This window comes from Proteiniphilum sp., from assembly GCF_034927365.1.
In the GTDB taxonomy this organism is placed as follows: domain Bacteria; phylum Bacteroidota; class Bacteroidia; order Bacteroidales; family Dysgonomonadaceae; genus Proteiniphilum.
Genome location: NZ_JAYFQD010000005.1, coordinates 140697 through 161871, shown reverse-complemented (window position 1 = coordinate 161871; position 21175 = coordinate 140697). Strand labels below are relative to the sequence as shown.

The following is a 21175-nucleotide window of genomic DNA, read 5'->3' as shown; positions in this document are numbered from 1 at the left end:
TCTGTAAAAAGTAAATTATATGATCAGCTACTCCGAAACAAATAGAAAAATCTATTTTTACATGTAAGAAACTTTTCAGAACGACATTTGTTTAGTTTTATATCCAAAGAAAATATTTCGTCATTAAAATACTTTTCAATGAAGAAGACAATCAACCAGGCGCTGGTAATTTTCGGTGCGTCGGGAGATCTTACCTACCGTAAACTGATTCCTGCCGTGTTCGACCTGTATATGAATGATTCACTGCCGGAAGGATATATTGTGCTGGGAGTAAGCCGTACCGACTTTACCAACAAACAGTTCCGCAAAAAGATGAAAGAGGGTATCCGCCAGTTTGCACACTATAAAGAGGCGGATGAAGAAAAGATCAACACTTTTCTATCCCACCTGTTCTACCTGAGTATTGATACGTCAAAAGGAGAAGAGTATCTACATGTAAAAAAGAAATTGAGCGAATTGAACAAGAAATTCAACCTCGCCCATAACTATATTTTTTACCTCTCCACGCCACCCTCACTCTACCCTATTATTCCCAAATTTCTATACGGTCAGGGGCTCACATTGCAACAAAAAGGCTTCCGTAGAATTATCATCGAAAAACCCTTCGGACACGACTTCTCGTCGGCTATTGAATTGAACAGCCATCTGCTGGATTTTTTCGAGGAAGAGCAGATATACCGGATCGATCACTATCTGGGTAAGGAGACAGTACAAAATATGCTAGTAACCCGCTTTGCCAATGGCATCTACGAACCACTCTGGAATCGTAATTACATACAGCACGTCGAGATTACCGCGGCCGAGAGCGTGGGTGTGGAAGACCGGGGCGGCTATTACGAAGGATCGGGTGCGTTGCGTGATATGATCCAGAACCACTTGCTGCAGGTGCTGTCGTTGGTAGCCATGGAACCGCCCAACAAAATAACGCCGGAAGAGATCCGTTATGAAAAGATGAAGGTATTCCGATCACTACGCCCTCTGAGCAAGAGCGACCTGAAAAAAAACGTGATTCGCGGTCAATATACCGAAGCGACTGTACGAGGGAAGCATTATAAAGGTTATCGCGAGGAGCCTAATGTAAAATCCGATTCACGCACGGAGACCTATGCCGCGATGAAGATCTTTATCGATAACTGGCGATGGGAAGGAGTCCCTTTTTATATCCGCACCGGAAAGCGATTGCCGACACAGGTATCGGAAGTAGTCATCCATTTCAGGCCATCTCCGCAAAGGTTGTTCAAAGCAGCCGAAGGAACAACCCATTCAGATAATCAACTGATACTGCGTATCCAGCCGGACGAAGGAATCCTACTGAAAACCGGTATGAAAGTACCCGGGAGCGGCTACGAAGTGAAGTCGGTCAATATGGATTTTCACTATTCGGAACTCAACGATCATTATATTCCCAGCGCCTATGAAAGGCTCATTCTCGATTGTATGACAGGTGATAACATGCTCTTTATGCAGGGTGCAGCCGCAGAAGAGACCTGGAAATTCGTGCAGCCCATCCTCGATTATTGGGAAAACGATAAAGATGTACCCCTACACGGTTATCCTGCCGGATCATGGGGTCCTGATGTGGCAGATGATCTTATCGAGGGAAAGGATAATACCTGGCGTTACCCCTGCAAAAATCTGGCGGAAGACGGGATTTATTGTGAATTATGATTGTTTAGATTCAAAAACCAAGACTTTTAGACTTAAGATATTAAATTTGAAATTCAACGATTCAACAAAAATGAACATACAGATTTTCAGCACACAGACCGGTTTGAACCACGCTTTTACAGAAAGAATGAAGGAGATTGCTTCCGAAAAACGAACATTGAATATCGCGCTATCGGGTGGTTCTACGCCCAAATCGCTATTCGACTACTGGGCACAGTTACCCGAAGGTGAAATCGATTGGAAGAAATTCAGGTTCTTCTGGGGAGATGAGCGTTGTGTACCTCCTTCCGACCATGAAAGTAACTACAAGATGACCAAAGAACACCTGTTCGATTTCATCACCCTGCCCAATAAGAACATTTTCCGCATTCAGGGAGAGGATGATCCCACCTCTGAAGCGAAAAGATATGGTGAACTCCTTAATCATGAATTAGAAATTACGAATGGCATACCTTCTTTCGATATCCTGATGTTAGGGATGGGAGATGATGGTCATACTGCTTCTATTTTTCCACACCAGATAAATCTTTGGGACAGCCTGGAAAACTGTGTAACAGCCATCCATCCCATAAGCGGACAAAAACGGGTGAGCCTCTCCGGAAAAGTAATCAATGCTGCAAAAAATGTTTTCTTTCTGGTAACCGGAGAAAACAAAGCAGAAAAAGTAAAAGAAATTTTCGAGCAACCCGACCAGGCAAAAAAACAATATCCTGCAGCACTCGTACAACCTGAATCCGGAAATCTTTACTGGTTCCTGGACGAACCAGCCGCCAAACGGCTCCACAACAACCCTGTCACCTAACCTAACTACCTATCCACATTAGTCACGGAATTATGGTATCAAGAAATTATCATAACTTGTCCTGATTTATCGGCATTGTCACATCCGCACACTATCACATTGGCATATTGACACATTAAACCATCCCCCTCGCTTTCACCTCCAGATACTTATTGATACTATCGATGGTCAGGTTCTCGGGGGAAGAGAGTACGCATTGAATTCCATGCCTTGTTAATTCCCGCACAATTAGTCGTTTTTCAAAAGCAAACTTTTCGGCAATGATTTTATCGTACACCTCATTCAATTTTTCGGCTCTCCTCTCAATCAATTTATTCAATTCAGTATTCCTGAAGAAGATTACAATAAGCAAATGGTTCCTGGATATCGCCTTAAGGTATGGTAACTGGCGTTGTAAAGCGTCGGTAGTTTCAAAATTGGTATAGAGGATTAAGAGGCTACGCTGTGTGATACTCTGTTTGATTTCAACATACAACCGGTTGAAATCGCTCTCGAAGAAGTTAGTCTCTATCCGGTACAGCGCATTCATAATCTTCTGCATTTGTCCCGCTTGCCGGCTGGCGGGAACACGGTCCTCCACTTTTCTGGAGAAAGTAAACATCCCCGCTTTATCCTGCTTTCGGGTAACAATATTGCTGAGAGCCAAGGTAGAATTAATGGCCCAATCCAACAGGCTCATCCCGTCGAAAGGCATTTGCATGCTTCGTCCTTTATCAATAAGCATGTAAACCGGTTGGGATTTCTCTTCCTGGTATTGGTTCACCATTAGCTGTCCCTTCTTGGAAGTCGCTTTCCAGTTGATCGTACGTATATCATCCCCCTGCACATACTCTTTAATCTGCTCAAATTCCATGGTGTGTCCGATGCGTCTGATTTTCTTTAACCCGTATTCAAAAGGATTGTGTGAAAAGGCGATCAAATCCTGCTTCCTCATCTGGATGAATGATGGATAAGCAGCTACGACTGCGTTTTCAGAGAAGATATAACGCCGCATGGCCAGACGAAGAGGTGAAAGCAGGTAGACATTGAGTTTTCCGAACAGGTATTCGCCCCGTTGCACAGGCCGTAAGGTGTATTCATACTCTTTTTCAGAAAATTTGGTGATACGGCTCTCGATGGAAAAATCGCGTTTCTGATACTGATAGGGAATTTCATCGATAATACGTAAATACCAAGGAATACGGGAGTTATTCCTGACTTTTATTCGAACCGGATTTTCATCGCCATTCGAAAGCATTTCAGGCAACACACGTGACGCCGTAACAGCCTCCCTTCCTGAATAAAGGATAAATATATCCACCAGAAACAGCAACAGTAAAACGACGAGTAGCCCCACAGCTACAGGATAGAGCCAATCCACAAAAAAGGAAACGAAAGACAACATTGCGATACCGAGCAGCGACCAGTAAAACAGAGGGTTTACGTACAACGACTTCATATAAGGTAGTTTTATCGCGGGATCTCTATATTGGCAATGATTTCTGAAATAATCTGTTCGGCTTTAAGACCCTCCATCTCTTTCTCAGGCGATACGATCACACGGTGCCTTAGAACCGGAACTACCACATCCTTAATATCTTCAGGAGTGACGAAATCACGACCGTTCAGTGCTGCCATTCCTTTTGCCGCATTCAAGATAGCGATAGAAGCACGTGGTGATGCGCCCAGGTATAGGAATGGCGTCTGTCTTGTTTGCTGTACTATATTCGCGATATAAACCATCAAATTGCTTTCTACCACAACCTGTCGAACCAATAGTTGAAACTTCGCAACCTGGTCACCCGACATTACACTATTGATGTTCTCCGTCTTGTTGAACCCTTTTGTTTCATGCTCCCTGCGGATGATCTCAAATTCTTCGGTCAAATTGGGATAATCGACCACGATCTTAAAAAGGAAACGGTCTAATTGTGCTTCCGGCAGTCGATAAGTACCCTCCTGTTCAATCGGGTTCTGTGTTGCCACAACGATAAAAGGTTCTTTCATGCGATAGGTATCACCGTCGAGGGTTACCTGCCGTTCCTCCATCACTTCGAACATTGCAGCTTGCGTTTTCGCCGGAGCGCGGTTCACCTCGTCCACCAGGATCAGATTGGCGAAAACAGGACCTTTCCGGAACTGAAAATCAGAGCGCTTCATATCAAAAACCGATGTTCCGAGTATATCGGAAGGCATTAAATCGGGTGTGAACTGTATCCTGCTGAAAGAGGTATCTACCGCTTTTGCCAGCAGTTTTACGGCAAGTGTCTTGGCTATGCCGGGGACGCCTTCCAACAAGACATGTCCGTTGGCCAGCAAAGCGACCAGAAGGAAGTCTACCAATTTATCCTGTCCTACAATTACTTTCTGCAATTCTTTACGTACAGCATCCATCGTTTGTCTCAACTCGTTCAAATCGAGCCTTGATTCAAATCGGATATTTTCTTCTACATTTTCGTTCAATTCCATATTTTTTTATTGTTGAATTGTTTAATCGTCAAATCAGTAAATCATCACATCAGCTCCCTTCCCAAAACCGGTCCATCAACTCATTCAGTTGAATAAGTTCCTGTTTACCACAGATATGCTGATCATTTATTTTACGCATCAAAGCGAGTATCTCCTCAATCAGTATCTTCTCTTTTCCCGACTTGAGATGTAACCGTTGGATCAACTTATCTTCCGGCAATTGCGTATCTATATTATAGGTTCTGCGCACCCTATCCAGAAAGTAAATAATCTTTTTGCGGGCAATATCTGAAATATCTCCTTCCTGAAAGTAGAGATTCCCGATAGTCTGTGCAAACTCGACGGTAGTATTCTTCAACGGTTTTATGGCCGGCACAACGCGTTGTTTACGTTTGGCAGTAAAAAGAATAAACAGGATAATCCCGTAAATGAAGATCAACCATACCATCCGGAGTGCCGGATATCTGAAGATGACGCTCAGCGGAGTTTTGCTTACTCCTTCACTATGCTGTTGCGACGAGACAAACCAGACTACCGGTTGGTCAGGCAGATAACTTAATGTTCTTTCGGCATATTCCTGCAATAAATCATCGGAGAGTAATGAATAATTGGAAAAAACAACCGGTTGGTTATGCAGGATGACTTTACCTTTTCCGAATCTGAATTCCATAAAATTGATATATTCCGCCCCGTTGGGCAGCGTCATATAACCCAACGCCTTAGAAGTAGTGGTATCGGTATCCACAAACGCGTATTGTCCAAAAAGGGGAGAATAGGAATATTCCTGTCCGGCCCATACTTCCCTCGAAAACCTGAGTTTCACCGCCGACCGGTTAAGCGTATTGAGTTTATCCGAGGCTGACGCATCATCGTCCTGCGAATGAAAGCCAACCGGATTATCGGATGGAGCGTATTCACAGACGGCACGCAATGTATCTATGAGAAAAGGTGTAAATCCATCGGAGACGATAAAAAGCGTACCACCCCTATCCACAGCATTCAGCAACTTATTACCCAAAGCCTTATCTATATAAAAATATTGGTTGATAAAGAGATAGGTCTCTTCTCTCCTCTCCAGGCTATCCAGCTTTTGAAAATATTCGTATGGATTTCTATCATAACGTACAACGGTGTTATTGATTAAATGATCGATTTCACGATTCAACACATATAAATCCAACGGCTTTTTGTCATCCAGAAGGTAGGTGGGCGACCAGTCTAACGGTTTTTCCCGCGACTGATCAATCGCAATCATCAGGGCAATGAGGACTGCAAATACCAATAGATATATTTTCAGCGTTTTACTCATCTTCCGGTTTTGTTTTTATATGACGAAGAAACGTTTCCCTGGCATTCCGGTACTCCGAATCATTAATGGAGAAACCTCCGTACCAAATGTAATTGTACAGATAGGAAAGATACCTGAACTGCTCTTGCAATGCCTTATCCTGAACCTCGGAGAGATAGTCGATATTGGTCTTGTCAGGATTCCATTCGATAACATTATTATCTGTAAATATTTTAAGCACCCATAAATAGAGAAGTCGTATCGACTGGCGTGTATCGCCACTTTGCTCTGCTTCCCGGAGAAGCGTTGCGAAATCAGCCTCGTGAATATGCTTTTCAACATTGGAGAGATTTACAAAAATCACTTCATCTCTTTTTTCAAAGAACCAGCGCCCCCTGTGATTCATAAAAAGGCGTACAGCGATATAAAGTGCGGCCAAAAAGATTATCCCAAGCAGAACATTCAATATCCTATTCGAAAGTTTGTTGATCTTTGATGTGTTTGTCCTTCCCAAAAGTTTATCCAATAAGGTTGAGATGATTTCTTTGAAACGCTGAAAGAAACTCTTGCTGATATTCCTTTCATAGTTCAGTGCATTATCCGATCTGTATTTGTCAGCCAGCGACTCCTTAAATCGCCGTTCGATGATCGGAGAAGAGGTATCTTTTGGAATGGCATTTATAATACTATCGCGCTGAGATTGCGTCAATCCTCCCGGAAATATCTTATTCGTATTGAGGGATACATTGATTTCCGGCAATACGACTTGCAGTGAATCGACAAACGTCTCCCCACTCTCCACAATGACACTGTCCTGTGAAAAGAGATCAGAGAACGCGATCAATCCAGTGAGAGAAATTATCAACAATAATTTATTCCACATTCTGCCCTATTAATTCTATTTCCGATAATGCCTGTGTATGGTTGACCTGCTCAAGCGTACTGTAATAAACCATTCCCTGGTTCACCATCAAAATATTGGATGTGATATACGACAATACGAGCGAAACGATATAGACGATAGAGACATAGATTCCAAACTCAGGACCCAATTTTCCGTTTCCGGTTGATAACATTGTAATGATGAGAATAATATAGGGCACCATGGTTATTATAGTCTGCAGCACATTCAATACAAGATATACAACTGCCGCCGAACCGATGATATGCCAGAATTTCTTTGAGAACAGTATATCCCACCCTTGCCTCATAGCTTCAATAAACGATACATTTTCAAATATATAGATATAGAAAGACTGCGAAATCCAAACCGATGCCACCGGAATCAACAGGATCAGAATAAAAATTCCTACTACCAACATGATCAACAGGGCTGAAAAGACCGTTGCTACAATAATAATCGGGATAAAGGAGATAAGTGAATAAAGTCCAAAGCGGATTATTTTAGGTAAGAATGACTTTATCCGCCCAAAGATTTCGGATGCAGTAAAATCCTCTCGGCCTGTTTCTTCCACGAGTTTTAGATAAACAACAGGATAGCTAATAGAGAAGATCGAAAAGAAGATGGCCAATAATCCGGCAATCACCATCATCGAAATAAACATCACTGAGTTATCCGAGAAGTAATAGCTTATATCATACCCAACCCCCTGATTATCTGTATTAAAGATACTACTGAAGAGATCGCGGAAGATAAAGAAATAAAAGACACAGAGCAGGGCCAGAACGCCTCCTGTAATCACAACATAATTCCCGAAAAAATTCTTCCAGTAGATTTTAAAAAAAGCAATCGTATCGCTGATATAAGCGCTGAAATCCCTCTGTTTATATAACTGAAACATAGATATCGTATTAAAAATTTAAATCAACTTGTTCTTCTATCTCGATGAACTGGTCTAAACCATGGTTTGTATATAGCGCGACAACTCTCTTTCCTTTTTCGATCTCCTTTCAACAATAAAGGGATAAACCATATAATAGAAAAAGATGAATGAGAATGTACCCAGAATAATGATCAGATTCAGTGATAAAGGCATTGTTGTGGAGAGCCTCGTCACAAAACCCTCGATAAATCCTGCTGCCACAAAAAATGGAATGGTACTCAATATGATGTATAAACTCTCCTTGAACCCAATCCGGAAAGAGTTGACACGAGAGTATGTCCCGGGGAAAAGGACAGATGCTGCCAATATAAAACCCGAAGCCGTGGCTACGATAATACTGAAAATTTCCATTGCACCGTGAAGCCAGATCCCGCGTAAGCTCTCCTTAAAAACCTCATGTTCATAGAAGAAATACTGAAAGGCGCCTATCATTATACCGTTCGACATAGCAATAAAAAAGGTGGGAACCCCTGCCATCACGCCAAAGATAAAGGCACGCAAAGCCACATATATATTGTTTACGGTGATGCCAATAAACGAACCAACACGTCCACCCGACTTATATACCGCCATGGGATCGCCCTTTTCAATATTTTCCAGTGTCATATTCACGTATTCATCCCCGAGAATCAGGCGCACGAAAGTATCGTCATATTTTGCGGAGACAGCACCAAGAATAATGAAAAAGAGGAATATCGCGAACGCAAACCACATCGTTTTTCTCCATCTATACATCAGAAGGGGCACATCAGTCTTAAAGAAATTCCACAATCTATACCTGTCCAACCGTTTCGTTTTGTAAATTTTGCGGTATATTTGCGAAACCAGAAAATTGAGATAATCAGTTGTCCTGCTTTTCGGGTAATAAGTTTGTGCGAAAGACAAGTCGTTAAGCAATTGAATATAGAGATTGGCCATTTCATCCGGATTCTGTGGATGATTGGCGGCTAACAACTGTTCAAATTCCAGCCATTTGCTCTTATTCTGATTGATAAATGCGACTTCCTTCATACAGATCGCTAAATTAGTTATAAAATGTCAAAGTTATACATTACAACGACACAAAATGTTCCACTTTTTTTCACTCCGGCATCGGTAGGAGAGCGAATGTTGGGATATTTCATCGATATGATTGTAAAAACATCCTATCTGATCAGTAGCTATTACCTGTTTAAATACCTGAAACTATTTGATTTGATCGATGACTTTGATACCTGGACCAAAATGGCTGTCTTTCTGGTAATTTACTCACCCGTTGTATTCTATACATTGGTAAGCGAAAGTTTAATGGAAGGCAGGACGCTGGGCAAGATGCTGGTAAAAACGCGGGTAGTCAAGATCGACGGCTATCAGGCATCCTTTACCGATTATTTTACCCGTTGGATATTCAGGCTGGTCGATATCAACATGGGATACGTGGCGGGGGTGGTCTCCATGCTGCTTACCAAACACACGCAACGGCTGGGTGACCTGGCTGCAGGTACGGCCGTGATCTCGGAAAAGTCGAAATACAACCTCTCACACACGATCCTGGCCGAGATAAACGGCAATTACCAGCCCTATTTCACAAGAACACAGATTCTACAGTTTAATGATAACGATATGCGGATCATTAAAGAAAATGCCCTCAACGCCATTCAAATCAGGGACTACGCCCTACTGGAAAAGCTGACAGCAAAGATAGAAGAGGTGATCCGTCTCAAAAACAAATTTCCGACACAGGAGAATTTTATCAAAAAAGTAATCGAAGACTATAATTACTATACCGGAGAAAATTGACCTTTACCTCCCGATTTGAAACAAAAATGTACAGACCTAACACTTATATTGTCTGTTTTTTCATATTCGGATTATTCTATTCTTTCCCTTTTTTCTGAATTTGGCGATCTCGTGTTCTCGTCAAATTCAATATATCCGGAGAGTGACATTGTTTTATCATCCATATTCAGCTTATAAATAGCTTTTTTTCCTTTCAGATTCTGCATTCCAGGCAGTGTAAATAGAACAGTTTCAATATAAACACCATCTTTTAAAGTATATGTTCCTCCTGCACCAGTCGCAATATTTCCATCCTTATCAATAATTGTCCACATAAAATGGGTGGATGTAATATGCTTTAAATTCGTGAATCCTTCAGGTAAGGGATTACTTTCTTCAACAAGCTTCCAGGTACCCTCTATACTTTGAGCACTTAATGCAAAACTCGTTACTACCAATACCAAGGTCAAAAAAATGCTTTTGTTTTCATATGTAAAAATAATTAATTGACAATGAAGTGCAATATTAGTCATTTTAAATGACAAAACTCTTTATTAGCTAAATAATAAACATCAAAAAGAAAAATGTCCCCGTCGTTATTTCTGTTCGTAATCAACAGGTTTTGGTTACCGGGGCAGCTCGCAGAAATCCCTGGGTTATAAACTCGTCTCTAGTTTCCAACACAATGTATTCCACATCCATAAGATCCTGTAGAATAAACTCTTTCCTGGGATAGTTTTCCGCAATATCAACAGTTATAAGATCTTTCACCGGTTGTTTGCGCTTTCCGCATCCAACCATTGCTATTAGCAGAATAATAATCGTAATTAATTTTGCCCTATTTATATTGTCCCTATTTCAATTTATATATTACAATAATGGGATTGTCCTCCTCCTCCATTTCATTGATCAATTTCTGTAGACTGGCCTGCTTATCTGGACGGAGCACCTATTTTTAATCAGGTCAATTTAACAATAAAACATTGAGTTGTTTTTCTAATGTCTGTTACAAAGATCGAAATAAAAAAGGATATCCAAAAGAAAAAAGATCATATTACCATTCAATAAAGCACTCTATATCAATCAAAAGTAAGAATGGGAGTAATATAAATAAAAATAGTTATGCGTACTCTCTAATAGTCGACGAAATTATCTGACTTTTTTGATCTTGTATTCGCAGGCCACTTTTCCTCTCTCCATATTGGCGAGTTTCCCTTTGACCATCCTTTTACGGAGCGGAGAGATTTTATCAATAAACAGGATTCCTTCCACATGATCATACTCATGTTGTATCACGCGCGCCATAAAACCCGAATATGTCTCGTCATGGGGCTGCAATTCCTCATCAAGATACTGGATACGGATTTCACTTTCTCGGGCTACCTTCTCGTGAATACCGGGAATACTCAAACAGCCCTCTTCTGCTGCGTCAACATCTCCCCCCCGCTCAATTATATGGGCATTAATGAATGCCTTCTTAAAATCTTTGAATTCTGGATGCTCTTCATCAGCCAGAGGAGAGAGGTCCACGACGAAGATGCGGTCTTCCAATCCCACCTGCGGACCGGCAAGGCCTATCCCATCAGCCCCATGCATTGTTTCAAACATATTTTCAATCAACCCCTTCAAATTGGGGTAATTCGCAGGATCAATATCCTGTGCCACTTTCCGTAAAATCGGATGGCCGTAAATATATATAGGCAATATCATTTTTTATTGTTCAATTGTTCAATCATTTAATCAGTAAATCATCAAATCTGCACATTATGAAATCATCAAATCAAATGAGCCTTCTCTCCATATATCCCTGCAGGATGATTGTTGCGCTGATTTCATCCACCAGTTCTTTATTTTGGCGGTCTTTCTTTTTCAGACCGGCTTCTCTGATTGTCTGTTGAGCCATTCTGGAGGAGAACCGCTCATCCCAATATTCCACGGAGATATCAGGATACAATTTCCTTAACCGGTTCACAAAAGGCTCCACGCGCTTCATATTTTCTGAAGGCTCGTTGTTCATCTGTTTGGGCAGTCCCACCACGATACCAGAGACATCCTCCTTTTGAAGATAATTACTCAGGAAATCAAAAAGCTTGGATGTCTCCACCGTACACAGCCCATTGGCGATGATTTGTAACGGATCGCTCACGGCTATTCCTGTACGCTTTTTCCCGTAATCGATAGCAAGAAGCCTTCCCATAATCCTCTATTGGATGTCAAATATGCGTCGACGTAATTCGAAATCGCGACCAAGGTATTTTTCCCTTACTACAGGGTTGGCCGCCAGTTCTTCCGCGGTTCCCTGAAACAGCACCTTTCCCTCAAAGAGCAGGTAGGCACGGTCGGTGATACTCAACGTCTCATCCACATTATGGTCGGTAATGAGAATGCCGATATTTCTATATTTCAGCTGAGCAACAATCGATTGTATATCCTGCACGGCAATCGGGTCAATACCTGCAAACGGCTCATCAAGCATGATAAACTTCGGGTCGATGGCAAGACAGCGGGCAATCTCTGCACGGCGTCGCTCACCACCCGAAAGACGGTCTCCCGTATTTTTCCTCACCTTGCCCAGTCCGAATTCACTGATCAGGCTCTCCAGTTTTTCCTTTTGCTCATTGGGGGATTTATCGGTAAATTCCAATACCGACTTGATATTATCCTCTACCGTCATTTTCCGGAAAATGGATGCTTCCTGCGCCAGATAACCGATCCCGTGCTGCGCACGTTTATAGACCGGGAACTTGGTGATATTGTGTTTACCGATAAAAATTTCACCTTCATTCGGCACAATCAACCCCACCGTCATATAAAACGTAGTAGTCTTTCCCGCACCGTTGGGACCGAGCAGTCCGACGATCTCTCCCTGTCTCACGTTGATGGAAACATGATTGACCACTGTCCGCTTGCCGTACTTCTTCACCAGATTATCAGTACGCAATACCAGCATTTCTTCCTGGGGCATACTCTCCCTCGTTTCGGTATCAAGCTCCGCGGTCTCAATGCCGGGCATTATGTCATCTCTCGTTTCGTCCATTTACTCGAAATATTTTTGCAAATATAGTGAAAGCCGAGAGAAAAGCCAAGCTTGCTTGAGATTTTCCGAGGCGCATCCTATATTATGAAAAGTTAGGAAAAAGTTACGATTTAGCTGCTTCCTCCCAATTTCAAATCCCACTATAACCTTAATTATAAAATATTGAAACCCATTTTCTATTGCATTGTCTGCGACTCTGTCAACGTTTTTGGTTCCGGGGTATCGGAGAACGTGAAAGGATTGAAAAAATATATATTCTCCTTGTCAAACAGAGGAAATTGCAATCTCAGGCGATCCAGATAATCTTCGTAGATTAAATTTCTTCCGGCTAAAACGATTTATTTATTCTGAAATAGTGATTGCCGAATAATCCATCTTACCCCCTACAGGTGGACTCATTTTTGCCAACTCCACTTCAAGCCGGTCGATCTGCGGGAACGATTTTTTTACCCTCCGCAAGATGCGGTATGCTGCATTTTCAATTAATTTGGAAGGTATTGTCATCTCTTCTTTTACCAGATTATATACCTCTGCATAATTGACCGTATCTGCTACATCATCACTAATGCAGGCTACGGATAAATCGGCAGAAAACCGTAACGTCACTAAAAAATTATTCCCATGAATTATTTCGTGTTCCAACACACCATGATGGGCAAAGAAGTGCATATTTTTTAATTCGATGGAGGTTTTCATAGAAGAATTCGCTATTTTTGTTGATCTAAAGAAATATAGTGGAAGCCGAGAGGAATACAAAGCTTGCTTTGGTAATTCCGAGGCGTATCCTATATTATGAAAATATAATGAAAGTCGAGAGCCTATTTGAGCTTACCCGAGACGCATCTTATATTCTACAAAAGTACAACAAAATCTACTATAATGAAAGGAGTATGAGAACCATGCCTCCACAACAACTTGATCAAACGGTCCTGTATCTTGTGTCTTGATTCTTGGCTCTTACATCTAAAATATTGAATCATATGAAGACAAATGAAATTCCCGAAAGACTTTCAGCCATAAGACAATTTATGGAAGAGAACAAACTGGACGCGTTCATCGTTCCCAGTACAGATGCCCATCTGAGTGAATACCCTCCCAAGCATTGGGAATCCAGGAAATGGATCAGCGGCTTTACCGGTTCGGCCGGAACAGTTGCGGTAACCAAAGATAAGGCAGGCGTATGGACCGACTCTCGTTATTTTCTACAGGCGGCCAACGAACTAAAAAATACGGGATTCGAATTGTTCAAGATGGGACAATCAGATACACCTGACATGACCGATTGGATTATCCGGCAAGCAGGTAAAAGTGGAACAGTGGGAATAGACGGATTGGTCTATGCCGCTTCAGATGCAAAAGCGCTGAAAGCAAAACTCGATGCCAAAGGGATTAGTCTGGAGACTTCTCTCGATCCCTTCTCCGCCATATGGAGCAATCGTCCTGAAATTCCCCGCAACAAAGTCTTCACACTCCCGGATACGGTAACAGGAGAGTCGGTCACCGGTAAGATTGAACGCATCAATGCCGAACTGAAAAAAATGGATGCGGATGGATTGATCATTGTGACCCTCGATGCAGTGGCCTGGACTTTCAATCTTCGCGGAAACGATGTGGATTACAATCCTGTTGCAGTAGCATATGCCTATGTATCCGAAAAAGAAACAGTATTGTTCATCGATCCCGAAAAATTGACCGACGAAGTATCTGAAAGCTATAAAAAGCAAGGTATCAAGATCACCGACTATGACGATATCTTCGAATATGTTTCAGGACTACCTGAAAACAGCACTGTATGTATCACAGGCAATAAAATCAACTACAAGCTATTACAAACCATACCGGGCTCATGCAAGATCATAGATGTACCTTCGCCGGTAGATCTGATGAAAAGTATGAAGAACAAAACTGAGTTGAAAGGATTCAGGAACGCGATGATCAAAGATGGGGTGGCGCTGGTGAAATTTTACATGTGGTTAGAAAAAGCGGTCCCCGCCGGTGAAGTGACCGAATTGATCGTTGAAGAAAAATTGCAAGAGTATCGTTTACAACAAGATCTGTTTGTAGGAGATAGTTTCGGTACTATTGCCGGATATGCCGGGAATGGAGCCGTTATTCATTACCACGCCTCCCCGGAAAGTAGCCAACAGGTTCATCCGGAGGGACTGCTGTTGATTGACTCGGGGGCACAGTTCAAAGACGGAACGACCGATATCACCCGTACCGTAGCGGTGGGTAAGCTGACCCGACAGATGAAAAAAGATTACACGTTGGTACTGAAAGGACATATTGCTCTTGCCACCGCGATCTATCCCGAAGGGACACGCGGATCGCAACTCGATATCCTTGCCAGAAAATTCCTGTGGAATAACGAACTCACCTACTGGCACGGCACCGGACACGGTATCGGGCACTTCCTGAACGTTCATGAAGGACCTCAAAGCATCCGTACAGAAGAAAACCCTACTCAGCTCAAGCCGGGAATGGTTACTTCCAACGAACCCGGTGTGTACCGTGCGAATCACTATGGGATCCGCATCGAGAACCTCATTGTGACACAAGAGTATAAGAGGACCAAAGAGTTCGGTACTTTTTATAATTTTGAAACCATCACCCTCTGCCCTATCGACACCAAACCGATAATGAAGAAGCTACTCACCAACGAAGAGATCAAGTGGCTCAACGATTATCATAAAATGGTATTCAAAAAACTCAAAAAATATCTGAACGAAGAGGAAAGAGCCTGGTTGAAACGTAAAACGAAAGCGATATAAGAATCAAGAACCAAGATTTTTAGAACCAAGACTTGGAATTCAATCTCATTAGCATATTGGCACATTAGCACATTAGTAAACATGGCCCTAATTAAATCAGTTCGCGGTTTCACACCCGAAATCGGCGAAAACACTTATATGGCAGAAAATGCCACTATCATCGGCGACGTGGTCGTCGGTCGCGACTGCAGCATCTGGTTCAATACAGTGTTGCGCGGCGATGTAAACTCCATCCGTATCGGTGACAGAGTCAATGTACAGGACGGTACGGTCATCCATACCTTGTATCAAAAATCGGTATCCGTCATCGGCAACGATGTATCGATCGGTCACAATGCGGTCATTCACGGAGCGGAAGTGAAGGACGGTGCTCTTATCGGGATGGGAGCGGTGGTACTCGATCATGCAGTGGTTGGTGAAGGTGCTATCATCGCCGCCGGCTCAGTAGTGCTCAGTGGCACCCAGATAGAACCCGGCAGCATCTATGCAGGCGTACCGGCCAAATTTGTCAAGAAAGTAGATCCTGATCAATCGAAAGAGATAAACCAGAAAATAGCGAACAACTATTTAATGTACGCCAGTTGGTTCAAGGAAGAGTAAATTGTGAAGATTATCTCGTTCCTTTGAAAAGATTATAGAAAAACCCGTACTGTTTCAAATGCTGAAAGAGTACGGGTTTATTCGGAAAATGACAGGACAACCCTTTAATCTTTCAATACACAGGAAATATATTCATTCCCGTTGGAATCTGTCAATACTACAGGTTGATCGGCCTTTGCCACAGAAGCATTTCTGATGGGGCGCAATTCATAAGTATGAACCGGATTATATTTCATTGTCCAAAGGAAAGGAACCATAAGAAAAAATCCACCGATGATAGCGCCTATATCCGCACTTTCATTTCTGGAAAGGTATGTTTGAAATGGTTCATATCCCTCTTTCTCCAGGGTGACATAAGTTACACTTCCCACAATTTTTGTATCTGAATAGGAAAGAGGAGTCACCCCCTTATATTCTCCATTCATATACACTTTAGCACCAGTGGGTTCTGATTGAATCAAGGTGGTGCTGGCACAACCGGCAAACAACACTGAGATTGCCAGTAAAATGGACGCAGTCCTTATCAATAGTGATTTCTGTAGCATTTTGTTTCTTTTTTTAGTGTGAATAATTCCCCAAAGGTATAAAATCTTTATTTTATGCATCAATAATTTCTATTATTCTTTTAACAAAATTCGCCTCACTAAAACATAATCAAATTTTAATTTTTATTAACTTTTTAAAAGCAGCGTTTCCCCTCCTTTTGCATCTAAAGAATAAACAGATCTAAATAGACCCACAACCTGGGAATAAAAACAATAAATATGAGAAAACTTCTACTACCACTATTACTCAGCTTCTTTTTATCGGTTGAAGCACAACAATCTTCCGGTTTACGGATCGGCATTGAATTTGGGACATTCGAGATGTCGGGAAAGATCGATGACCGATGGGAATTTCGTCACATGAAAAGCCATAATAGCTTTTCTGAGAGTTATTATGGAAGTGAGAACGTCACAGGGATGGGAGAAATGCGTTACGCAGCGCTTAAATCGGAACTTTCCATATGGGGCAACCGGATAACACTGGCATCCGGTCTGAAATACACCCATGTAGACGAACAGATTTCTCCTGTAACGGATTCCCGGCTTTATCTATATCATCCTTCAACACAGGGGATTGAACTTTTTCGTATACGCGGGATGAATGAATCGCTCGGTTACTTAAGTGTTCCTTTGGAAGCGGATATACTGCTATGGGGTCGTCTCAGCAACTGGCAGACTTACGTGAAAGGGGGAATAGAGGTAGGAACAAAGATACACGGCAAGACCTCTCTCGATTTTGTGTCAAAAGAGATGGATAAGTATGAAAAGGAAATTCTTTCGGCGGCCGGAAAAGCGCCATCGAACCTTTTTGTGAATGCATACGGCAGCATTGGATTACGGCTTATCCTCAACAATGGCATCCGCTTAGCCGGTGAAGTATCCTTTCCTGGGTCAGTACTGTCGAAGAACAACTTCTCATTACTCAGCACAAAGTCCTATTCCGGCGTTCGTTTTATGATTTCAACACCCATCAATCTATTTTCCAACAAGTAAAAAAATCAGTCATGAAGTATATCAATCTCTTTTCCTTTATACTTATCCTTGTCGTCACGGCAGGATGCTCGCGTGAATATGATTACCGTATCTCCAACTCGGTATTTATCGAGGATAACGAGAACCCGGGGCTCCCCATCTATTCGGAGAAAGGATACAACAGCTTTGGAGTCTATTGGGGATTATCACCGTTGACAACCCGAAATCTACATGATCCATCAAAGATAGTGGTAAAAGATGACTCCTGCCATCTCTACTTTTCCGGAAGTACGGGTTATAACGGTTACACATTAGTGATATCACTTCCGGATTACACACCCCAAACTTTCACTGATTTGCTTTCTCTACATGGCAAGGAGTACAATCTTGCCAGCGATGATTGTACTGTTTCCCTGAGTTCAGGAAACCAGACATATAATTTAAAAATCCTTGAAGGGACATTTAAGATTAAGCGGGCACAGAAGATGTTTGTGGATAAAGAAATAGATAGTACAATCTTATCGGGGACATTTTCATTCAAATCAACCGTAAACGATCAACCGGCAACCTTCTCCAATGGACGGTTTGATATGCGGTTTGCTAATGAAAATTTCTACTATCTATCTGAAGATTGAAATAGTGATACGGTCTTCACGAAGTGGGTTATTGCTACCTCGCGTGGATCGTTCCTTTTCTATTGGCTGCTACCATTTTATAGAGCTGATCGTTGGGACGGATCTTTTCATTGGTTTTGATGGAGAAGTGGTCTCCTTTGACCGCTTCGGGAACAGAGATTAAGTCCACCCTGATATCGTCGGCAGTAAGGAAAACAGCACCGGTAGTAGGCCCGGTGATCAACAACTCATCTCCCGGCTTCACCGATTGAGTCTCCACTAGAAACTCTGTTACGCCGAGTTTTCCGAAATGCTTGATCACTTTACCGACATATACCTTTCGCTTGGTGGCTCCCGAGCCATAACGGTGTGTCCATTCTCCCAGCCGTTGTCCGAGATAGTAGCCATCCCAGAACCCACGGTTAAACACAGTAGAGAGACGTTCATTCCAGTCGGTTATCTTCTCTTCCGTATACGTATCACTGCAATACGCCGCTACCGCCTCCTTGTAACATGATGTCACAATCCTCACATATTCCGGCCCCCTTGCACGCCCTTCGATCTTGAAGACCCTCACTCCGGCATCCATCATTTTGTTCATAAAATGAATGGTTTTGAGATCCTTGGGCGACATGATATATTCGTTATCAATCTCCAATTCTATCTCACTGTCTTTGTCCTTCACAATATAGCCGCGACGGCAGATCTGGTTGCAGGCACCACGGTTTGCAGAGAAATCCTTTTCATGAAGGCTTAGATAACATTTCCCCGAAACCGCCATGCACAATGCTCCGTGACAAAACATCTCAATACGGATCAACTCCCCGGAAGGCCCTTTGATTTGCTGGTTGACTATATCCCGGTAAATAGAGACAACCTGATCCATATTCAATTCCCTCGCCAACACCACTACGTCGGCGAATTGGGAGTAGAACTTCAACGATTCCGTATTGGTAATATTCAACTGTGTAGACAGATGCACCTCCACCCCGATACTGCGGGCGTACATCAAGACCGCCACATCGGCGGCGATCACTGACGAAAGGTTGGCCTCCTTCGCAGCATCCACCACTTTCCGCATCAGTTCCATATCATTATCGTAGATAATGGTATTGACCGTAAGGTAGCTTTTTATATTATGATCACGGCAGATACTTGCTATGTTATGGAGATCGGCAATAGTAAAATTATTGGAGGATTTGGCACGCATGTTCAACCCCTCAATGCCGAAATAGATGGAATCCGCACCTCCCTGTATAGCAGCCATCAACGATTCGTAAGATCCCGCCGGCGCCATTATTTCAAAATCATGAATATTCTTCATTCGTAAGCTGTAACCTGAAAGTACAAAGGTACAAAAAATCGGCCAATCGGGCTAAAAGGAAACGGATACACTCCATAGGAGTACATCCGTTTACCATACCAGATTGAATCAAATACCATAAGCATCTCATCCTTAAAAGGGTGAGATTATTCCATCTTTTCAGGAGTTTATGATTTCTTCAACAATACCTCATTGATAGCCTGCTTGAAAGCATCTTTCGGAAGTGCTCCCTGAGCCATCTGGGGCGCTTCTCCCATCGGAACGAAGAGTAATGAAGGAATGCTCCGGATACCAAACTCCGCGGCCAGTTGCTGTTCTGCTTCCGTATCTACCTTGTAGATATAGATCTCTCCGTCGTATTCGCTGGCCAACTCTTCCAGGATGGGCGCAACCATTTTACAGGGTCCACACCAGTCGGCATAGAAGTCGATAATGCAGGGCTTGTCACCCAGATAAACCCATTTATCGGGATTTTCTTCAAAATTAGCTACTTTCGTCAGAAAGTCGGCTCTTGTCAATTGGATTGTTTTTTTTGTTGTTGTCATACTATTTTCTGTTTTTGTTACATTTGTATCCTCATTGTTTGAATCGGCTTTCCGATCGGCGTTGCTGCAGGATGCCAGTAAAAATACCGACGTTAATGCGATTACTAAAAAATTTGTTTTCATTGTTGAATTATATTACTGATTATAATTAGTCGTTTTCTTTGATTTTTTTTTCCGATATCTCCTTCACTTCCTTCGTTTTTTTAATGTTTGAGAAAAGTTCTGTAAGAAAATAACCCACTACCGCTCCATATACTATCATTGTGTAGGGATTGGAGGTGATGGGACAAGTTCCACTCACACACCCCACATAACGGTAGTAAATGTAACCACCAATCGTTCCTACCAATACACCGGCTATTCTCACCCAACGTCGCTTAAAAAAATCCTTCATTATATTTATTCTATTTTATTTTCTAAATCCCACTTAATCAACATTCACCTAACCACCTATTTACCTATTTACCTGTCCACAACTCATAACACAATTCAATACATTGGAAAATCGGTTATCACTAAGAGAGTAGAAATTATTTTTACCGCTTTTGCGACAACGGAGTATCCCTTTCGCCCTCATATCGGTCAGATGATGCGACAACAGCGACTGTTCACAATCCATCTGCTCCATCAACTCTGTGACAGACTTTTCACCCGATTGAGTAAGCTGCATAACCACACAAAGACGGATTTCATTGGCCAAAGCCTTCAGAATATACGCCGCTTCTTCAAATTGAGAACGGTCTATTTTATTCCTTTCCAATACTACTGTCTCTATTTCCATTTTCATCATACCGAAAATTCATACAAATACATGAACATATATTCATTTGTTTTTGTTCGGCAAAAGTATAATAATTTTACTTCCCCACAAAATTCTATTTGATTATTTTACAAGGGACTTGATTTTCAACAATTAATCGCCAATCACCAGTAACATTACCTATCCACTTATCTTCATT

At 42.2% G+C, this 21175-nt stretch carries 24 protein-coding genes; 7 read left to right on the top strand and 17 right to left on the bottom strand.

Features of this window, described 5'->3' with window-relative positions; genetic code table 11:
- The first annotated feature begins 138 nt into the window (after nt 1-138).
- Together zwf and pgl are read left to right on the top strand one after the other, a co-directional pair.
- Entirely contained in the window at nt 139-1668 is a 1530-nt protein-coding gene (gene zwf, locus VB073_RS02750; RefSeq protein WP_323402615.1) for a glucose-6-phosphate dehydrogenase, read from the top strand.
- A 70-nt stretch (nt 1669-1738) separates the two neighbouring features.
- A complete protein-coding gene (gene pgl / locus VB073_RS02745) occupies nt 1739-2470 on the top strand; it encodes a 6-phosphogluconolactonase (protein ID WP_323402614.1) in 732 nt (243 codons plus the stop codon).
- Between the two features lie 115 nt (nt 2471-2585).
- Here pgl and VB073_RS02740 read toward each other — a convergent pair whose 3' ends face one another.
- The 6 genes from VB073_RS02740 to VB073_RS02715 are packed head-to-tail and all read right to left on the bottom strand — an operon-like array spanning nt 2586 to nt 9061.
- Nucleotides 2586-3908, bottom strand: coding sequence for a DUF58 domain-containing protein (locus tag VB073_RS02740; RefSeq protein WP_323402613.1), 1323 nt, complete (start codon nt 3906-3908; stop codon nt 2586-2588).
- A gap of 11 nt (nt 3909-3919) precedes the next feature.
- Nucleotides 3920-4918 carry a MoxR family ATPase gene (locus VB073_RS02735; RefSeq protein WP_323402612.1) on the bottom strand — a complete coding sequence of 333 codons (999 nt, stop codon included), beginning with the start codon at nt 4916-4918 and terminating at the stop codon, nt 3920-3922.
- Nucleotides 4919-4967: 49 nt separating this feature from the next.
- Nucleotides 4968-6227 carry a DUF4350 domain-containing protein gene (locus VB073_RS02730; RefSeq protein ID WP_323402611.1) on the bottom strand — a complete coding sequence of 420 codons (1260 nt, stop codon included), beginning with the start codon at nt 6225-6227 and terminating at the stop codon, nt 4968-4970.
- On the bottom strand, nt 6220-7089 hold the full coding sequence (locus VB073_RS02725; RefSeq protein WP_323402610.1) for an ATP synthase subunit I: 870 nt from the start codon (nt 7087-7089) through the stop codon (nt 6220-6222). Before VB073_RS02725 ends, VB073_RS02730 begins: the two co-directional genes overlap by 8 nt.
- Entirely contained in the window at nt 7079-8008 is a 930-nt protein-coding gene (locus VB073_RS02720) for a hypothetical protein (protein WP_323402609.1), read from the bottom strand. Before VB073_RS02720 ends, VB073_RS02725 begins: the two co-directional genes overlap by 11 nt.
- A 54-nt stretch (nt 8009-8062) precedes the next feature.
- The gene (locus VB073_RS02715) at nt 8063-9061 is read right to left on the bottom strand and encodes a stage II sporulation protein M (RefSeq protein WP_323402608.1); all 999 of its coding nucleotides are present in this window, start codon (nt 9059-9061) and stop codon (nt 8063-8065) included.
- A gap of 24 nt (nt 9062-9085) precedes the next feature.
- On the opposite strand from VB073_RS02715, the gene VB073_RS02710 reads away from it, so the two are divergent.
- On the top strand, nt 9086-9829 hold the full coding sequence (locus VB073_RS02710; RefSeq protein ID WP_323402607.1) for an RDD family protein: 744 nt from the start codon (nt 9086-9088) through the stop codon (nt 9827-9829).
- A gap of 71 nt (nt 9830-9900) precedes the next feature.
- On the opposite strand, the gene VB073_RS02705 is transcribed toward VB073_RS02710, so the two are convergent.
- The 6 genes from VB073_RS02705 to folB all read right to left on the bottom strand — a co-directional run bounded on the left by VB073_RS02705 (nt 9901) and on the right by folB (nt 13541).
- Entirely contained in the window at nt 9901-10341 is a 441-nt protein-coding gene (locus tag VB073_RS02705) for a hypothetical protein (protein ID WP_323402606.1), read from the bottom strand.
- Nucleotides 10342-10420: 79 nt separating this feature from the next.
- On the bottom strand, nt 10421-10609 hold the full coding sequence (locus VB073_RS02700) for a hypothetical protein (RefSeq protein ID WP_323402605.1): 189 nt from the start codon (nt 10607-10609) through the stop codon (nt 10421-10423).
- Between the two features lie 348 nt (nt 10610-10957).
- Nucleotides 10958-11518: a peptide deformylase gene (gene def / locus VB073_RS02695; protein WP_323402604.1), complete on the bottom strand. Its 561-nt coding sequence runs from the start codon at nt 11516-11518 to the stop codon at nt 10958-10960.
- 70 nt (nt 11519-11588) lie between these two features.
- Nucleotides 11589-12005: a Holliday junction resolvase RuvX gene (ruvX, locus tag VB073_RS02690; RefSeq protein ID WP_323402603.1), complete on the bottom strand. Its 417-nt coding sequence runs from the start codon at nt 12003-12005 to the stop codon at nt 11589-11591.
- A 6-nt stretch (nt 12006-12011) separates the two neighbouring features.
- A complete protein-coding gene (gene lptB / locus VB073_RS02685; protein WP_323402710.1) occupies nt 12012-12773 on the bottom strand; it encodes an LPS export ABC transporter ATP-binding protein in 762 nt (253 codons plus the stop codon).
- Between the two features lie 414 nt (nt 12774-13187).
- Nucleotides 13188-13541, bottom strand: coding sequence for a dihydroneopterin aldolase (folB, locus tag VB073_RS02680; RefSeq protein WP_323402602.1), 354 nt, complete (start codon nt 13539-13541; stop codon nt 13188-13190).
- A gap of 284 nt (nt 13542-13825) precedes the next feature.
- Between folB and VB073_RS02675 the strand changes: the two genes are divergently transcribed.
- On the top strand, nt 13826-15616 hold the full coding sequence (locus VB073_RS02675; RefSeq protein ID WP_323402601.1) for an aminopeptidase P family protein: 1791 nt from the start codon (nt 13826-13828) through the stop codon (nt 15614-15616).
- Between the two features lie 81 nt (nt 15617-15697).
- Nucleotides 15698-16216, top strand: a complete 519-nt coding sequence (locus VB073_RS02670) for a gamma carbonic anhydrase family protein (protein WP_323402600.1) — start codon at nt 15698-15700, stop codon at nt 16214-16216.
- Between the two features lie 104 nt (nt 16217-16320).
- Here VB073_RS02670 and VB073_RS02665 read toward each other — a convergent pair whose 3' ends face one another.
- Complete coding sequence (locus tag VB073_RS02665) at nt 16321-16761, bottom strand: PEGA domain-containing protein (protein ID WP_323402599.1); 441 nt, start codon at nt 16759-16761, stop codon at nt 16321-16323.
- Nucleotides 16762-16980: 219 nt separating this feature from the next.
- On the opposite strand from VB073_RS02665, the gene VB073_RS02660 reads away from it, so the two are divergent.
- Together VB073_RS02660 and VB073_RS02655 are read left to right on the top strand one after the other, a co-directional pair.
- A complete protein-coding gene (locus VB073_RS02660) occupies nt 16981-17754 on the top strand; it encodes a hypothetical protein (RefSeq protein WP_323402598.1) in 774 nt (257 codons plus the stop codon).
- Nucleotides 17755-17765: 11 nt separating this feature from the next.
- Nucleotides 17766-18368 carry a hypothetical protein gene (locus VB073_RS02655; protein ID WP_323402597.1) on the top strand — a complete coding sequence of 201 codons (603 nt, stop codon included), beginning with the start codon at nt 17766-17768 and terminating at the stop codon, nt 18366-18368.
- 34 nt (nt 18369-18402) lie between these two features.
- Here the strand turns inward: VB073_RS02655 and VB073_RS02650 are convergent, their stop codons facing one another.
- The 4 genes from VB073_RS02650 to VB073_RS02635 form a co-directional block, all read right to left on the bottom strand.
- Nucleotides 18403-19671: a peptidase U32 family protein gene (locus VB073_RS02650; protein ID WP_323402596.1), complete on the bottom strand. Its 1269-nt coding sequence runs from the start codon at nt 19669-19671 to the stop codon at nt 18403-18405.
- 167 nt (nt 19672-19838) lie between these two features.
- A complete protein-coding gene (trxA, locus tag VB073_RS02645) occupies nt 19839-20339 on the bottom strand; it encodes a thioredoxin (RefSeq protein ID WP_323402595.1) in 501 nt (166 codons plus the stop codon).
- A gap of 25 nt (nt 20340-20364) precedes the next feature.
- Complete coding sequence (locus VB073_RS02640) at nt 20365-20610, bottom strand: DUF6132 family protein (RefSeq protein WP_323402594.1); 246 nt, start codon at nt 20608-20610, stop codon at nt 20365-20367.
- 60 nt (nt 20611-20670) lie between these two features.
- Entirely contained in the window at nt 20671-21006 is a 336-nt protein-coding gene (locus VB073_RS02635) for a metalloregulator ArsR/SmtB family transcription factor (RefSeq protein ID WP_323402593.1), read from the bottom strand.
- Between the last annotated feature and the right edge of the window lie 169 nt (nt 21007-21175).

Bases quoted from the DNA above. Each gene is read 5' to 3' on its own strand.
- zwf (WP_323402615.1), top strand. From the start codon at position 139: ATGAAGAAGACAATCAACCAGGCGCTGGTAATTTTCGGTGCGTCGGGA.
- pgl (WP_323402614.1), top strand. From the start codon at position 1,739: ATGAACATACAGATTTTCAGCACACAGACCGGTTTGAACCACGCTTTT.
- VB073_RS02740 (WP_323402613.1), bottom strand. From the start codon at position 3,908: ATGAAGTCGTTGTACGTAAACCCTCTGTTTTACTGGTCGCTGCTCGGT.
- VB073_RS02735 (WP_323402612.1), bottom strand. From the start codon at position 4,918: ATGGAATTGAACGAAAATGTAGAAGAAAATATCCGATTTGAATCAAGG.
- VB073_RS02730 (WP_323402611.1), bottom strand. From the start codon at position 6,227: ATGAGTAAAACGCTGAAAATATATCTATTGGTATTTGCAGTCCTCATT.
- VB073_RS02725 (WP_323402610.1), bottom strand. From the start codon at position 7,089: ATGTGGAATAAATTATTGTTGATAATTTCTCTCACTGGATTGATCGCG.
- VB073_RS02720 (WP_323402609.1), bottom strand. From the start codon at position 8,008: ATGTTTCAGTTATATAAACAGAGGGATTTCAGCGCTTATATCAGCGAT.
- VB073_RS02715 (WP_323402608.1), bottom strand. From the start codon at position 9,061: ATGAAGGAAGTCGCATTTATCAATCAGAATAAGAGCAAATGGCTGGAA.
- VB073_RS02710 (WP_323402607.1), top strand. From the start codon at position 9,086: ATGTCAAAGTTATACATTACAACGACACAAAATGTTCCACTTTTTTTC.
- VB073_RS02705 (WP_323402606.1), bottom strand. From the start codon at position 10,341: ATGACTAATATTGCACTTCATTGTCAATTAATTATTTTTACATATGAA.
- VB073_RS02700 (WP_323402605.1), bottom strand. From the start codon at position 10,609: ATGGTTGGATGCGGAAAGCGCAAACAACCGGTGAAAGATCTTATAACT.
- def (WP_323402604.1), bottom strand. From the start codon at position 11,518: ATGATATTGCCTATATATATTTACGGCCATCCGATTTTACGGAAAGTG.
- ruvX (WP_323402603.1), bottom strand. From the start codon at position 12,005: ATGGGAAGGCTTCTTGCTATCGATTACGGGAAAAAGCGTACAGGAATA.
- lptB (WP_323402710.1), bottom strand. From the start codon at position 12,773: ATGCCCCAGGAAGAAATGCTGGTATTGCGTACTGATAATCTGGTGAAG.
- folB (WP_323402602.1), bottom strand. From the start codon at position 13,541: ATGAAAACCTCCATCGAATTAAAAAATATGCACTTCTTTGCCCATCAT.
- VB073_RS02675 (WP_323402601.1), top strand. From the start codon at position 13,826: ATGAAGACAAATGAAATTCCCGAAAGACTTTCAGCCATAAGACAATTT.
- VB073_RS02670 (WP_323402600.1), top strand. From the start codon at position 15,698: ATGGCCCTAATTAAATCAGTTCGCGGTTTCACACCCGAAATCGGCGAA.
- VB073_RS02665 (WP_323402599.1), bottom strand. From the start codon at position 16,761: ATGCTACAGAAATCACTATTGATAAGGACTGCGTCCATTTTACTGGCA.
- VB073_RS02660 (WP_323402598.1), top strand. From the start codon at position 16,981: ATGAGAAAACTTCTACTACCACTATTACTCAGCTTCTTTTTATCGGTT.
- VB073_RS02655 (WP_323402597.1), top strand. From the start codon at position 17,766: ATGAAGTATATCAATCTCTTTTCCTTTATACTTATCCTTGTCGTCACG.
- VB073_RS02650 (WP_323402596.1), bottom strand. From the start codon at position 19,671: ATGAAGAATATTCATGATTTTGAAATAATGGCGCCGGCGGGATCTTAC.
- trxA (WP_323402595.1), bottom strand. From the start codon at position 20,339: ATGAAAACAAATTTTTTAGTAATCGCATTAACGTCGGTATTTTTACTG.
- VB073_RS02640 (WP_323402594.1), bottom strand. From the start codon at position 20,610: ATGAAGGATTTTTTTAAGCGACGTTGGGTGAGAATAGCCGGTGTATTG.
- VB073_RS02635 (WP_323402593.1), bottom strand. From the start codon at position 21,006: ATGATGAAAATGGAAATAGAGACAGTAGTATTGGAAAGGAATAAAATA.